At 75.3% G+C, this 13,721-nt stretch carries 13 protein-coding genes; 11 read left to right on the top strand and 2 right to left on the bottom strand.

Features of this window, described 5'->3' with window-relative positions:
• Window positions 1-34: 34 nt before the first annotated feature.
• Both C8E97_RS10140 and C8E97_RS10135 read left to right on the top strand, forming a co-directional pair.
• Window positions 35-1,189, top strand: coding sequence for an acyl-CoA dehydrogenase family protein (locus tag C8E97_RS10140; protein ID WP_121003777.1), 1,155 nt, complete (start codon window positions 35-37; stop codon window positions 1,187-1,189).
• An 8-nt stretch (window positions 1,190-1,197) separates the two neighbouring features.
• A complete protein-coding gene (locus C8E97_RS10135; RefSeq protein ID WP_121003775.1) occupies window positions 1,198-2,367 on the top strand; it encodes an acyl-CoA dehydrogenase family protein in 1,170 nt (389 codons plus the stop codon).
• A 63-nt stretch (window positions 2,368-2,430) separates the two neighbouring features.
• Here C8E97_RS10135 and C8E97_RS10130 read toward each other — a convergent pair whose 3' ends face one another.
• The gene (locus tag C8E97_RS10130; RefSeq protein ID WP_121003773.1) at window positions 2,431-3,075 is read right to left on the bottom strand and encodes a GntR family transcriptional regulator; all 645 of its coding nucleotides are present in this window, start codon (window positions 3,073-3,075) and stop codon (window positions 2,431-2,433) included.
• A gap of 76 nt (window positions 3,076-3,151) precedes the next feature.
• Between C8E97_RS10130 and C8E97_RS10125 the strand changes: the two genes are divergently transcribed.
• The 9 genes from C8E97_RS10125 (at window position 3,152) to C8E97_RS10085 (ending at window position 12,976) form a co-directional block, all read left to right on the top strand.
• Entirely contained in the window at window positions 3,152-4,096 is a 945-nt protein-coding gene (locus C8E97_RS10125; protein ID WP_121003771.1) for an asparaginase, read from the top strand.
• A 314-nt stretch (window positions 4,097-4,410) separates the two neighbouring features.
• Window positions 4,411-4,749 (top strand): hypothetical protein, encoded by a 339-nt coding sequence (locus tag C8E97_RS10120; RefSeq protein ID WP_211346957.1) that lies wholly within the window; start codon window positions 4,411-4,413, stop codon window positions 4,747-4,749.
• A gap of 9 nt (window positions 4,750-4,758) precedes the next feature.
• The gene (gene msrB / locus C8E97_RS10115; protein WP_121003769.1) at window positions 4,759-5,196 is read left to right on the top strand and encodes a peptide-methionine (R)-S-oxide reductase MsrB; all 438 of its coding nucleotides are present in this window, start codon (window positions 4,759-4,761) and stop codon (window positions 5,194-5,196) included.
• 250 nt (window positions 5,197-5,446) lie between these two features.
• A complete protein-coding gene (locus tag C8E97_RS10110) occupies window positions 5,447-6,340 on the top strand; it encodes a TIGR04222 domain-containing membrane protein (RefSeq protein WP_170211721.1) in 894 nt (297 codons plus the stop codon).
• 103 nt (window positions 6,341-6,443) lie between these two features.
• Window positions 6,444-7,355 carry a TIGR04222 domain-containing membrane protein gene (locus C8E97_RS10105; protein WP_121003765.1) on the top strand — a complete coding sequence of 304 codons (912 nt, stop codon included), beginning with the start codon at window positions 6,444-6,446 and terminating at the stop codon, window positions 7,353-7,355.
• On the top strand, window positions 7,315-8,076 hold the full coding sequence (locus tag C8E97_RS10100; protein ID WP_121003763.1) for a TIGR04222 domain-containing membrane protein: 762 nt from the start codon (window positions 7,315-7,317) through the stop codon (window positions 8,074-8,076). Before C8E97_RS10105 ends, C8E97_RS10100 begins: the two co-directional genes overlap by 41 nt.
• A 111-nt stretch (window positions 8,077-8,187) precedes the next feature.
• On the top strand, window positions 8,188-9,006 hold the full coding sequence (locus tag C8E97_RS10095) for an MbnB/TglH/ChrH family RiPP precursor modification enzyme (protein WP_211346956.1): 819 nt from the start codon (window positions 8,188-8,190) through the stop codon (window positions 9,004-9,006).
• Window positions 9,003-9,350: an SCO6045 C-terminal-like domain-containing protein gene (locus tag C8E97_RS10090; RefSeq protein WP_121003761.1), complete on the top strand. Its 348-nt coding sequence runs from the start codon at window positions 9,003-9,005 to the stop codon at window positions 9,348-9,350. The genes C8E97_RS10095 and C8E97_RS10090 overlap by 4 nt, the downstream gene beginning before the upstream one ends.
• Window positions 9,351-9,787: 437 nt before the next feature.
• On the top strand, window positions 9,788-12,976 hold the full coding sequence (locus C8E97_RS10085) for a S8 family serine peptidase (protein WP_246018785.1): 3,189 nt from the start codon (window positions 9,788-9,790) through the stop codon (window positions 12,974-12,976).
• Between the two features lie 48 nt (window positions 12,977-13,024).
• On the opposite strand, the gene hemQ is transcribed toward C8E97_RS10085, so the two are convergent.
• Entirely contained in the window at window positions 13,025-13,717 is a 693-nt protein-coding gene (gene hemQ, locus C8E97_RS10080; RefSeq protein ID WP_121003757.1) for a hydrogen peroxide-dependent heme synthase, read from the bottom strand.
• Window positions 13,718-13,721 lie beyond the last annotated feature (4 nt).

Here is a 13,721-nt window from a genome sequence, read left to right as displayed (position 1 = left end):
AAACCTAACACCGTTCGGAAGGGGAGGTCACCGGGTGGACCTGAGCATCTCCGACGAGCACCGGCAGCTGCGGGAGCTGGCCCACCGGTTCACCGAGGAGCGGATCGTCCCGCACGCCGCCCGCTGGGACCGCGAGGAGGCGATCGACCGCGACCTGGTGCCCGCGCTGGGCGAGGTCGGGTTCCTCGGCCTCGGCGTCACCGAGGAGCAGGGCGGCTCCGGCGGCGACCACCTGGCGTACTGCCTCGTCCTGGAGGAGCTGGCGCGCGGCGACTCGGCGGTGCGCGGCATCGTCTCGGTCTCCCTGGGCCTGGTCGCCAAGAGCATCGCCGCGCACGGCACGGAGGAGCAGCGGCGGCGGTGGCTGCCCGGCCTGTGCGCGGGCGAGGCGCTGGGCTGCTTCGGCCTCACCGAGCCCGGCACCGGTTCGGACGCGGCGTCCCTGGCGACGCGGGCCGTGCGCGCGGGCGACGACTGGCTGATCACCGGTCGGAAGGTGTTCATCACCAACGGCACGTGGGCGGACGTGGCGCTGGTGTTCGCCCGCACCGGCGGGCCGGGGCCCAGGGGCATCACGGCGTTCCTGGTGCCGACGGACTCGCCCGGCTTCACCGCCCGCGAGATCAGGGGCAAGCTCGGGATGCGCGGCCAGGCGACGGCGGAGCTGGTGCTGGACGGCGTGCGCGTACCGGACGGCGACCGGCTCGGTGACGAGGGCGCCGGTTTCGCGCTCGCGATGGCCGCGCTGGACCGCGGCCGGCTGTCCGTCGCCGCCGGGTGCGTCGGCGCGGCGCGGGGCGCGCTGGAGGCGAGCCTGGCCTACGCCGGGCAGCGCGAGCAGTTCGGCCGGCCCATCGCGGGCTTCCAACTGGTGCAGGAGCTGCTGGCCGACATGGCGGTGGACACCGACGCCGCGCGCCTGCTCACGTGGCGCTGCGCCGACCTCGCCGACCGCGGCGAGCCGTTCCGCACCGAGGCGAGCATGGCGAAGCTGTTCGCCAGCGAGGCGTCCGTGCGGGTGGCCGACCGGGCCGTCCAGGTCTTCGGCGGCTACGGCTACACCGACGAGTACCCGGTCGGGAAGCACCTGCGCGACACCAGGGTCACCACCCTCTACGAGGGCACCAGCCAGATCCAGAAGCTGCTCATCGGCCGGGCGCTGACCGGCGTCAACGCGTTCGCGCGATAGGAGGCGTCATGGACTTCGCGCTCGACGAGGAGCAACGGGCGGTCCGCGACTGGGTGCGGACCTTCGTGCGCAGGGAGATCGTGCCGCTGGAGCCGGAGGTGCTGCGCCGCGAGCGCTCGGGCGAGCCCGGCCTGCGGCGGGACGAGCTGAAGGCGTTGCAGGACAAGGCGAAGGCCGCCGGGTTCTTCGGCGTCCTCACCCCGCGCGAGTACGGCGGCATGGGGTTGGGCGCGCTGCCGGCCGCCCTGGTCGAGCAGGAGCTGGGGCGCAGCTTCGTCCCGTTCCGGTTCGGCGGCTACGCCGACAACATCCTGTTCCACGGGACGGAGGAGCAGCGGCGGCGCTACCTGCTGCCCACCATCTCCGGCGAGCGGGTGTCCTGCTTCGCGATCACCGAGCCGGGCGCGGGCTCGGACGCCAAGGCGATCCGCACCTCCGCCCGCAGGGACGGCGACGAGTGGGTGCTCAACGGCGAGAAGACGTTCATCACCCATGGCCACGAGGCCGACTTCGTCATGGTGTTCGCGGTGACCGACCAGGCGAAGGGCGCGGACGGCGGCGTCACGTGCTTCCTGGTCGACCGGGAGATGGGCTGGAAGTCCGAGCCGATTCCCACGATGGGGCAGTGGGGTCCGGCGGCGCTGGTGTTCGAGGACGTCCGGGTGCCCGACGGCAGCGTCCTGGGCGAGGTCGGCCAGGGCTTCCGGCTGGCCATGCAGTGGATCGGCCAGGGCCGCTACCTGCTGCCCGCGCGGGCGCTCGGCTCGTGCGAGCGGCTGGTGGAGATGGCCGTCGAGCAGGCCCGCAACCGGGTGGCGTTCGGGCAGCCGATCGCCGAGTACCAGGCCATCCAGTGGATGCTGGCCGACTCGGCGGTGGAGGTCGAGGCGCTGCGCTGGCTGGTGCTGCACGCCGCGTGGCTGGTGGACCAGGGCGCCGACTCGCGGCAGGCGCAGAGCATCGCCAAGCTGTACGGCGGCATCAAGGCCAATGAGATCGTCGACCGCGTGCTCCAGATCCACGGCGGCATGGGCTACACCCGCGAGCTGCCGATCGAGCGCTGGTACCGCGAACTGCGGCTGCTGCGGATCTACGAGGGCACGGACGAGATCCAGCGCCGGACCATCGCCCGGAACCTGCTGAAGGGCCACGCGAAGGTCACCGGCAGCCTCGGGTGAGACCGGTCCGCCACGCCGGGCCCGGCGGCGCACGGGACGGGAACGCGACGCGCCTCGCGCGTGTCAGGCCAGGCTGGTCAGCATCTGCGCGCAGACGCGGGCCAGGTGCTTGCGCATCGCCTCGGACGCGCGGGACGGGTCGCCCGCCGCCACGGCGGCCACCAGGGCGTCGTGGTCGTCGAGCGACGCCTGCTGGTGGGGCGGGTCGTCGCGGACGCCGGCGCGGAGCAGGATCACCCGCTGCTGCGCCAGCCTGACCTGCCCGGCGATGTCCGGTGACCGCGCCGCGTCCAGCAGCGCCTGGTGGAACGCCAGGTCCAGCCGGTACGGGAAGCGACCGCCCGCCTGGTAGGACCGGCGCGACTCGGCGCACACCTCCCGCAGCCTGGCCACGTCGACGTCGGTGCGGCGCGAGGCGGCCAGTTCGGCGGCGGCGCATTCCAGGGCGGTGCGCAGCTCGAACAGCGCACGCACGTCCGCCGGGTTCGCGGCGGGCACGTGCGCGCCCCGGTGCGGCACCAGGACGAGGAGGCCCTCGGACGCCAGGTGGCGGATCGCCTCGCGCAGCGGGCCGCGGCTGATGCCCAGGCGCGCGGCCAGCTCCACCTCGTTGACGCGGGCGCCGGGCGTGATCTCGCCGGTCAGCACCAGCTCGCGCAGCGCTTCCACGGCCTGGCCGGCCAGGCTGAGGTGCAGCGGTGGTGTCACGAACGTCTCCCTGGCGCGACCGCGGCGCGGGCTGTTGACTGTCGACAGTAAGCAGGCTACCGGAGGGGGACGCACGATGGCGCACGAGCTGGTCGCCGAGGTGTGGCGCGGCGAGTTCCTGGAGTCCGTGCACCACGGCTCGGTCGTCGCGCTCGACCCGACCGGCCGGGCGGAACTCCTGGTGGGGCAGCCCGAGCAGGTCGCCTACCCGCGCTCGTCGAACAAGCCCGTGCAGGCGCTGGCCATGCTGCGGCACGGCCTGCCGCTGGACGGCGAGCTGCTCGCCCTCGCCTGCGCGAGCCACTCGGGCGAGGACTTCCACGTCGACGGCGTCCTGCGCATCCTCGACGGCGCGGGGCTGCCCGAGAGCGCCCTGCGCTGCACCCCGGACCTGCCCATCGGCGAGGACGCCCGCACGGCGCACCTGGCGGCGGGGCGCGGCCCGGCCCCCCGGTACATGAACTGCTCCGGCAAGCACGCCGCCATGCTCGCCACCTGCGTGGTCAACGGCTGGCCCACCGACACCTACCTCGACCCGGCCCACCCGCTCCAGCGCGCCGTCCGGGACACCCTGGAGGAGCTGGCGGGCGAACCCGTCGGCGCGGAGGGCGTGGACGGGTGCGGCGCTCCCCTGTTCGGCATCAGCCTGGTCGGGCTGGCCCGCGCGTTCGCCCGGATCGCCACCGCCGAGGACGGGCCCGAGCGCCGCGTCGCACGGGCCATGAGCGAGCACCCGGAGTGGGTGGGCGGCACCGGGCGCGACGTCACGCGGCTCATGCGCGCCCTGCCCGGCGCGGTCGCCAAGGACGGCGCGGAGGGCGTCTACGCGATCGGGCTGCCCACCGGCGAGGCGGTGGCGTGCAAGATCGCCGACGGCAGCGGCCGGGCCAGGGCCCTGGTGCTGGTGGCGGCGCTGCGCAGGCTCGGCGTGGAGGGTCCCGAGGACCTGGCCACCGTGCCGGTGCTCGGGCACGGCCGTCCGGTCGGCGCGATCCGGCCGTCGAGCGCGCTGACGGGCTGACGCGGCCCGACCGCCCGCTGCCACCCCGCACCGCCACCGCACCCGCACCCGCACCGCACCATCACCGCGCCCCACCGCCGCATCCACACCACCGCCGGGTTCGGACCGCCGAACGCGCGCAGCCCGCCCGATCGCCGGCGCACGGCCCGGTGCGGGCCCCCCGTCGGGCGTCCCCCCACCCGGCGTCCGATCGGCGCGGACCCGCCACCGATGGCGGAACCGGGGCGGGCCGCCGGCCGGGCCCCGTTCGCCCGGTCGGTGCGACCGGGCGAACGGGCGCGCCCACCGGTTGAGCCGGCCACTACGCTTGCCGCATGGCCAGTTCCCGCGCCGCCGACATCCCGGAGGACGACCGGCCCGGCGGTCGACCCGACGAGGGTCCGCCCAGCGTCGAGGACGAGCTCATCGGGCTCGACCCGGACGACCCGGAGACCAGGGCGTTCGCCGAGCACCTCGACCGGATGCAGCGCCAACAGCCGGCGTTCACGGTCGAGGGCTACCTCGCGGGCGTGGAGAACTTCGCCGACTCGGCGAACCGCGCGGGCGGCCTGCGCAGGCTCACCGCCGTCGCCGTGGTGCTGCTGATCCTGCTGGGTGTGGCGGTCAGCGTCTGGTTCGGCCTCGGCGAGATCGTGTCCACGTTCTTCGATTAACGTGGAGGTATGGAACCTGTCGTCGGCGCCACCCCGAAGGTGGTCCACTCCGAGTTCGAGTGGCGGGAGATCCTGACCCCCAAGGAGTACGCGGTGCTGCGCGAGGCGGGCACCGAGCCGGCCTGGACCGGCGAGTACACCGACACCAAGACCGAGGGCGTCTACTCCTGCCGCGCCTGCGGCGCCGAGTTGTTCCGCAGCGACACCAAGTTCGACTCGCACTGCGGCTGGCCGTCGTTCTTCTCACCGCTGGCCGCGGATTCCGTAATTCTGCGGGAAGACCGCGCTTACGGGATGGTGCGGACGGAAGTGCTCTGCGCCACATGCCACAGCCACCTCGGCCACGTTTTCGAGGGTGAGGGCTACGCCACTCCGACGGACCAGCGCTACTGCATCAACAGCGTCAGTTTGCGTCTGGTCGAAAACCCCACCGGTCCGACAGACTGAGGGCGCTACTCCGAATGACGAAGGTATCCACACGAGGAGGAACCATGCGCATCTTCAAGGGCACCGACGGCGAGGGCTCCGGCGGCGTGGACGGCGCGTCGTCGTCCTGAGACCGGTGGCGGGGCAACCCTAAGGCTTGCTCAAACCCCCTTGCCGGGATGTGGCCCGGCACACACGATTGCCTCCCGACCGCCGGCGGACCCCGTCCGCCGTGGCCCACAGGGGGTGGACCGTGGAGCGACCGTGGGGTTTGTCAGGCCCGGAATTCCTTCAGCTGTACTGGATCGCGCTGGCCGTGTCGCTGGTCTTCGCGATCGCGGCCCGAGTGCGCCCGCGGTGGACGCGGGGAAGCGTCCCCGCGGGCGTGCTCGACCGCTACGACCTGGCGTTCCTGACCGGCGGACCGCGCCGGGTGGTCGAGACGGCGGTCGCCGCGCTGATCGGGTCGGGCGCGCTGCGGTCCGCGCGTGACGGCGCGGTCCGGGTCGTCGGCTCGCCCCGGTCGGACAACCCCGTCGAGCGGGCCGTGCTGGCCGACGCCGCCCGGTACCGCCACCGCACGCTCGCGCTGCTGTTCACCGCCGTCTCGGAGCACGACGCGCCGCGCGCCGTCGGCGACCGGCTCGTCCGGCGCGGCTACCTGGTCGCGCCGTCGACCGCCGGGCGGTGGCTGCGCCGGGGCGTGCTCCCGATGGCGCTGCTGCTCCTCGTCGGCCTGGTGCGGTGGGTGAACGGGCTCGTGATCGGCGCGCCCGTCGGGTGGCTGACGCTGCAACTGGCGCTCACCGGCGTGTTGATCCCCGTGCTGGTCAAGGCGCCCGCGTCGACGCGCACCGCGCTGGGTGCGCGCGCGGTCGCGCAGGCCCGCGCGGCCGGGCCCACCGCCACTTCCGGGGTGCTCGGCCTGGAGGGCGACGCCGGGGTGGTCGCCCTCGACGGTTTCCGCGCGCACCCGAACATCCCGCTGCGCGCCGCCGCGCGCGGGCCCGCGCGGACGCGCCGACCGGTGGGCCACAACGGCAGCACGGCGTTCCTGGCGGCCGGGAGCACCATGTCGTCGTGCGGCTCCGGGTCGTCGTCGTGCGGTGGTGGTTCCGGGTCGTCGTGCGGCGGCGGTGGCGGGTGCGGCGGTGGCGGCGCTTGAGCCCCGGCCGGGTGGTGGCCGGTGGTGCGGTCCGGGGTGTGCTTTCGGGCAGCGTGCCGGTGATCCCGGTTCGACGCACGCCGGCGACTCATAGGGTGCGGACATGGCGTTCCTGTGGTGGTACGGCCCGGCGCTGGTGCTCGCGCTCGTGCTGGGCCTGCTGCTCAAGCGGGTCACGGGCCGCGCGCCGGGTCGTCCGCTGACCTTCGAGGAGGTCGGCTACCTCGGCGGCGGGCCGGTGCGGGCCGCGGAGGTCGCGCTCGCGGCGCTGGTCGCGGAGAACCTCGCCAGGGTGTCCGGCACGACGGTGACGGCGGTGCCCGCGCAGGCGGGCGGCGCGGCCACCGGGCTCCAGGCGTTCCTGCTGGCCCGGTTGGCCGGTCCGCGCGACCTGGACGGGCTGCTGGCGGAGGCGGCCACCGGTGGGCCCGCGCGGCGGCTCGGCCAGGGGCTGGTCTCGGGCGGGTTGCTGGTGTCGCCCCGGCGGCGGCTGTGGCGGGCGGTGGCGTCCGTGACGCCGGTGGTGGCGCTGGGCCTGGTCGCGGCGGTCGCGGCTCCGGGCGGCTGGGTGGCCGGCACCGCGTGGGCGGCGACGGGTGCGTGCGCCGTGCTGTTGCTGCTGGGCCCGCCGCCCGTGCCGACCCGGCGCGGCGCGCGGGCGTACGCGGAGGCCACGGCCGGCCTCGCGCCGGTCGACCCGGCCGAGGTGACGGCCCGCTACGGCCTGGTGCGCGCCGCCGTCGCGCCCGAGCCACCCGCCGGGCGGCCACGGGCGGACACGGCGGTGTTCGACGGCCGGGTGGCGGAACCGATCGGGTCCGCCGAACCGTCCCAGCGGTCGCTCCCCCGGCGCGGGCGGCCGGTGGTGGTCGCCGAGCCGCGGGGGTGGCGGCGGCGCAACGGGTGGCTCGCCGCGGGCGGCTGGCTCGCCGGCGGGTGGTTGGCCTCGGAGTGGTTGGAGGGGGAGGGCGGGAATGACGTCGTGGACACGGGATTCGGCGACTTCGGCGGGTGAGCTGGTGACGCCGGAGGAGCAGGCGTTCCTCGCGGGCGGGCCCGGCCGGGCGGCCGAGGTGGCGCTGGTGTCGCTGGTCGAGGTGGGCGCGGCGCGGATCTCGCGCGACGGCCTGGTGAGCGCCGTGCAGTCGGCGCGCGGCCGGGCGTCGACGCCGTTGCAGGCGCGCGTGCTGAACTCCTCGCCGCGGTGGCTGGGCGACCTGGTGACGACGGTCGCGGGCGGTCCCGAGACCGCGGCGTTGCGGGAGCGGCTGCTCGCCCGGGGCCACCTGCGGCCGATCGGGTTGCGCAGGGCGCTGGACGCCGCGCCGCTGCTGCTCATGGGCGTGACGGTGGTGCTGGTGCTCGGCTTCCAGGACCACCTGACGTTCTGGCACGGCGCGGTCGTGTTCGCGGTGCTGGTGTCGCTGGTGCTGCTGGCCCGGCGCGCCGGGCGGCCGCTGACCGGGTCGGGGCGGGCGGTGGTGCGCCGGCTGGGCGAGGTGGCGACGACGGCGGACCGGGTGTCGCTGGTCGCCTACTACGGGCTGCTGGGCACGGTGGCGGGCCTGCCGACGTGGCAACGGCTCGGCATCGCGCCCGAGGCGGCGGCGAAGTTGCGACGACGCCCGCGGTCGGGCGGCGGGCACGGTGGCTCGTCGTGCGGTGGTTGCGGCGGGTCGGGGTCCGACGGCGGTGGCGACTCCTCGGGTGGCTGCGGTGGCGGCGGGGGCGAGTGACGCCGGGCGGGTGCCCCCGAGCAAGTGGATGTGGGCAAGTGGCACGGGCAGGGTCCCCGTCGGTGTGTGGGCGGCGCGGCGGTGTCCGGGTGCTCGGAGGAGCCGGGCGCGATGGCGAGGGAAGGCGGGTACGGGGTGCGGAAGCTCGGTGTCGGCATCGGGTGGCGGCCGGAGATCGACCTGACCGTGGAACGGCTCGACGTGGACTTCGTCGAGGTCGTCGCGGAGAACCTGCACGTCGGGCACCTGCCGGAGTCCGTGGTGCTGCTGCGCGAACGGGGCGTGCCGGTGCTGCCGCACGCCGTGTCGCTGTCGCTGGGCGGCGCGGAGCCGGTGGACGCGGGCCGGGTCGCGCACCTCGGGGCGCTGGCGGAGGCGTTGGACGCGCCGCTCGTCAGCGACCACGTGTGCTTCGTGCGCGCGGGCGGGCTCGACTCGGGGCACCTGATGCCGTTGCCGCGCACGCGCGAGGCGCTGGACGTGCTGGTCGCCAACGTGCGGGACGCGCAGGCGGACCTGCCGGTGCCGCTGGCCCTGGAGAACGTGGCCGCGCTGCTGGAGTGGCCGGGCGGCGAGCTGACCGAGGGGCAGTTCCTGGCGGAGCTGGTGGAGCGGACCGGCTGCCACCTGCTGGTGGACGTGGCGAACCTGTACGCGAACGCGCGCAACCTGGGCACCGACGTCGACCGGTTCCTCGACGAGATCCCGTTGGAGCGCTTGGCCTACGTGCACGTGGCGGGCGGTGAGGAGCACCAGGGCGTCTACCACGACACGCACGCCCACGCCGTGCTGCCGGAGGTGCTGGACGTGCTCGCGCGGCTGCGGGACCGGGTCGACCCGCCGGGCGTGCTGCTGGAGCGCGACGACGACTACCCGGCCGACGCCGAGCTGGCCGGTGAGCTGGCCGCGATCCGGGCGGTGCTGGCGTGACGCGGCCGCAGCGCGACCGGCTGGCGGCGGCGCAGGCCGAGCTGCTGCGGGCGCTGCTGGGCGGCGGGGAGCCGCCGGCGGGGTTCGACCCGGACCGGCTGCGGGTGGAGGCGCGGGCGCTGCTGAACAAGCGGCGCGGCATCGTCGCCGCGCTGCGGCCGGACGTGGCGGACGCGCTGGGCGAGCGGTTCCGCCCGCTGTTCGCCGACTACGCGCGCGAGCACCCCCGCCGGGCGGGCAGCCGGGCCCGCGAGGACGCCGCCGCGTTCGCCGACTGGGCGGTGGCGCGGGGCGAGCTGCCGCCGCCGAGGAAGGCCCGGTGGTGGCGGCGGCGCACGAGCTGACCGCGACCGGCCGAACGCTCCGAAGGCCCGGTGGGAGCGGCGCACTCCGTGACCGCCCCGAGCGCCGGTGGCGGCGGCGCGCGGCCTGACCGCTCCCCCGGCTCGCGGCGCGGCGGCACCGCGGCGATCGGCGCTCGTGGCGACCGGTGGCGGGTGGCGGACCGCCTTTCGGCGACCGACACGTTCCGTATCAACGACTAACGCTGCGTCACGCGCTCGCCAACCTGAACGGGCGGACAACATCCCTCAATGAGACGCTGATCTCACTCGGAGGGGTGGATAGCGTCGAGCCTGTTGGGGGCCTTCGTCACTTCCGGTGAACCGCCGCCACCGAGTGGCCGGACGCCTTCCGACTGCGCGATCCACAGCGCGCACCACCAGATCGGGAGGTATCTGTGTCGACATCCGGGAAACGCGGCGCATGGGGAGCCGCCGCGTTGGCCGTCGGGCTCCTCGCCTCGGGACTGGGTGCGGCCACCGCCGCGCCGGAGGCGGCCGACCGCGCCACGACCACCACCGCGGGCACGCGCACCGTCACCCTGGTGACGGGCGACCGCGTCCTGCTCAACGGCGACCGGCTCGGCTCGGTGACGGGTGGACCGGGCCGCGAGGGGGCCGCGTTCCACGCGTTCCACCGCGCCGGCCGCCTGCACGTCGTCCCGCGCGACGCGGTGCGACCGCTCGCCGAGGGCAAACTGGACCTGCGCCTGTTCGACGTGACCGGGCTCGTCGAGGCGGGCTACGACGACGCCCGCCGGACCGACGTGCCGCTCATCGTCACGGGCAGCGGCGCGCGAACCGCGGCAGGCGCCTCGGTCACCGCCGACCTGCCCGTCGTCGGCGCGGTCGCCGTGCGTGCGGAGAAGGTCGGGGCGGCCGGCCTGTTCGACAGCCTGGTCACCGACCCGGACGTCACCAAGGTGTGGCTCGACGGCGTGCGCCTGCCCAGCCTCGACCGCAGCACCGCGCAGATCGGCGCGCCCGCGGCGTGGACGGCCGGCTACACCGGCCAGGGCGTCAAGGTCGCGGTGCTCGACGGCGGCGTGGACGGCGCGCACCCCGACCTCGCGGGCCAGGAGGTCGCGGAGCGCAACTTCACCGAGGACCCCGACGCCACCGACCTCGACGGCCACGGGACGCACGTCGCCGCGACCATCGCGAGCAGGCACGCCAAGTACCGGGGCGTCGCGCCGGACGCGAAGCTGCTCGACGGCAAGGTGTGCTCGCGGGGCGGCTGCCGCGAGTCCTGGATCCTCGACGGCCTCCAGTGGGCCGCCGACCAGGGCGCGGACGTCGTGAACCTGAGCCTGGGCGGCACCGACACCCCCGAGGTCGACCCGGTCGAGGAGGCCGTCAACCGGCTGTCCGCCAAGACGGGCGCGCTGTTCGTGGTGGCCGCCGGCAACTCCGGCAGCCGGCCGGGCACGGTCAGCTCGCCGAGCACCGCCGACGCCGCGCTGGCCGTCGGCGCGGTCGGCCGCGACGAGCGGATCGCGCCGTTCTCCAGCCGCGGCCCGCGCGCCGGCGACGGCGGCGTCAAGCCCGACGTGACCGCGCCGGGCGTCGACATCGCCGCCGCGAAGGCGAGCAAGGGCAACATCGGCACGCCGGTGGACGAGACCCACGTGGCGCTGTCCGGCACGTCGATGGCCAGCCCGCACGTCGCGGGCGCGGCGGCGCTGCTGGCGCAGCAGCACCCGGACTGGACCGGCGCGCAGCTCAAGGCGGCGCTGGTGGCGTCGGCCAAGCCGAACCCGGACCTGGGCCCGCTCGACCAGGGCACCGGCCGGGTCGACCTGGCCAAGGCCATCACCACCACGCTCACCTCCGACCCCGTCAGCGTCGCCCTCGGCCACCAGCCGTGGCCGCACGACGACGACGTGCCGGTCACCAAGCAGCTCACCTACCGCAACACGGGCCCGACGCCGGTCACCCTGGACCTGACCGTCGACGCGCGCGGCCCGGACGGCAAGCCCGCGCCGGCGGGTGTCTTCACCGTCGCGCCGACCACGGTCACCGTCCCGGCGGGCGGCGCCGCCCGGGTCGCCGTCACCGGTGACGCCAAGGCCGCCGCGACCGACGGCGCGCACGTCGGCGCGGTCGTCACCTCCACCGGGCTGCGCACGCCGATCAGCCTCGACCGCGAGGTGGAGAGCTACGACGTCGGGTTCAAGTACACCGACGCCGACGGCAAGCCGGCCGACCGCGCCTCGTCGCTGGTGATCGGCCTGACCAACGACGCCGTGGTGTTCCCGGTCAGCTCGGCGGGCACCGCGGAGGCCCGGCTGCCCAAGGGCGACTACCTGGCCCTGAACGACGTGCTGACCGGCGACCGGATCGCGCAGCTACCGCAGCCGCTGCTCCGGGTCGCCGGCGAGGTCACCGTCGACGCCGACGCCCGGCTCGCCAAGCCGGTGGCCGTCACCTTCCCCGACCCGGACGCCGAGGACCTGTTCGGCGGCATCGGCCTGACCCGGACCGTCGGCGACCGGACGGTCAGCGCGACCACCGTGTTCCTCGGCGGTTTCCGCGGCGCGGTGTCGCTCGCGCAGCTCGGGCCCGCGCTGCCCGCCGACGAGCTGACCACCACGGTGTCCGCCAACGCCAAGGGCGCGCCCGTCGGCACGACCCCGGTGAACTACCGGGCGGCGTGGTCCGAGCGCGGCAAGGTGCCCACCGGCTTCACCCGCGCGCCCGCCCGCGACGAGCTGGCGAAGGTGACCACGGCGATCGGGCCCCGGCCGACGGGCCGGAGCTACCGCTACGGCGGGCTGCCGGTGCCGCCCGACGGCGGGTCCAGCAGCGGCGTCCTGTCCGCGACCGGCCCGGACGGCGACGCCGTCGACTACGTGCTGGCCAAGGGCATGAACTGGGTCTGGCTCGTGCTCCAGGTCGACGAGCGGAACACGACGGAGGTGCTGCTGCGCTCGCCCGAGCGCGGCTACCGCGCGGGCGGTGAGTACCGGCAGCGGTTCGGCAGGCCGGTGTTCGGCCCGATCCTGCCCGACTCGCCCTTCCCGTACTCGTCCAGGCTGGGCGACGCCATCTCGTTCGCCCTGCCGCTGTGGGGCGACGGCTACGGCAACATCGGCGACTCCAACACCACCTCCGCCCGCACCACGCTGTACCGGGACGGCAAGAAGGTCGGCGAGTACCCGAACGCGGCCAACGGCCGGTTCGAGGTGGCGCCGGGCGCGGGCGAGTTCAAGGTGGACACCGAGGGCGTCCGCGTGCCGGGCGCGTCCGAGTTCAGCACGAAGGTCGCGGGCACCTGGACGTTCCGCTCGGACACCGTGCCGGGCACCACGCCGCGCGCGCTGCCGCTGACCGTGGTCCGGTTCGAGCCGGAGCTGGACGACCAGGGCGCCGCGCCGGCCGACCGGGTGCTGCGCGTGCCGCTCAAGGTGCAGCAGCACAAGGGCGGCGCGGACGGCAAGGTGCGCCGGCTGGACGTCGAGGTGTCGTTCGACGACGGCAGGACGTGGTCGAAGGCGCCGGTGACCGGGCGCACCGCCCTGGTGCGCAACGGCGCGGCGGGCGGGTTCGCCTCGCTGCGGGTGAAGGGCGCCGACAGCGCGGGCAACACGTTCGAGCACACCCTGATCAGGGCGTACCGGATCAAGTAGTGGCGCGCCGGGGGCGTCCGCGCGGCGGGCGCCCCCTCGCACCCGCCGTCACGGCAGGTTGGTGACCAGTTCGGCCGCCGCGACCCGGGTGCCCGTGTAGAACGGGATCTCCTCGCGCACGTGCCGCCGCGCCTCCGTGCCGCGCAGGTGCCGCATCAGGTCGACGATCCGGTGCAGCTCGTCGGCCTCGAACGCCAGGATCCACTCGTAGTCGCCCAGCGCGAACGACGCCACGGTGTTCGCCCGCACGTCCGGGTAGTCGCGGGCCTCCTTGCCGTGGTCGGCGAGCATCCGGCGGCGGTCCTCGTCGGGCAGCAGGTACCACTCGTAGGACCGCACGAACGGGTACACGCAGATGTACTTGCGCGGGTCCTCGCCGGCCAGGAACGCCGGGATGTGGCTGCGGTTGAACTCCGCCGGCCGGTGCAGCGCGACCTGGCTCCACACCGGCGTCGACGCGCGCCCGAGCGCGGTGCGCCGGAACCCGGTGTAGGCGGCCTGGACCTGCTCGACCTCCTCGGAGTGCCACCAGATCATGAAGTCGGCGTCGGCGCGCAGGCCCGCCACGTCGTACACGCCGCGCACCACGGTGCCCTTGGCCGCCAGGCCGTCGAGGTACTCCTGCGCCTCGGTGGCGGCGGGGCCGCGGTCGTCGGGCAGCCGGCCGGGCTCGACCCGGAAGACCGACCACATGGTGTAGCGGATGGTGTCGTTCAGCTCGTTGTAGTTCAGGCGGCCCATGCCC

The organism is Saccharothrix australiensis (assembly GCF_003634935.1).
GTDB classification, from domain to species: Bacteria; Actinomycetota; Actinomycetes; order Mycobacteriales; family Pseudonocardiaceae; genus Actinosynnema; species Actinosynnema australiense.
Note: the sequence above shows the minus strand (reverse complement) of the source record. Positions and strands in the feature narration are given on the sequence as shown.

What these genes read in the sequence shown, in the direction of transcription:
- C8E97_RS10135 (WP_121003775.1), top strand. Translation starts at nt 1,198, where the DNA reads ATGGACTTCGCGCTCGACGAGGAGCAACGGGCGGTCCGCGACTGGGTG.
- C8E97_RS10125 (WP_121003771.1), top strand. Translation starts at nt 3,152, where the DNA reads ATGGCGCACGAGCTGGTCGCCGAGGTGTGGCGCGGCGAGTTCCTGGAG.
- C8E97_RS10120 (WP_211346957.1), top strand. Translation starts at nt 4,411, where the DNA reads ATGGCCAGTTCCCGCGCCGCCGACATCCCGGAGGACGACCGGCCCGGC.
- msrB (WP_121003769.1), top strand. Translation starts at nt 4,759, where the DNA reads ATGGAACCTGTCGTCGGCGCCACCCCGAAGGTGGTCCACTCCGAGTTC.
- C8E97_RS10105 (WP_121003765.1), top strand. Translation starts at nt 6,444, where the DNA reads ATGGCGTTCCTGTGGTGGTACGGCCCGGCGCTGGTGCTCGCGCTCGTG.
- C8E97_RS10100 (WP_121003763.1), top strand. Translation starts at nt 7,315, where the DNA reads ATGACGTCGTGGACACGGGATTCGGCGACTTCGGCGGGTGAGCTGGTG.
- C8E97_RS10095 (WP_211346956.1), top strand. Translation starts at nt 8,188, where the DNA reads ATGGCGAGGGAAGGCGGGTACGGGGTGCGGAAGCTCGGTGTCGGCATC.
- hemQ (WP_121003757.1), bottom strand. Translation starts at nt 13,717, where the DNA reads ATGGGCCGCCTGAACTACAACGAGCTGAACGACACCATCCGCTACACC.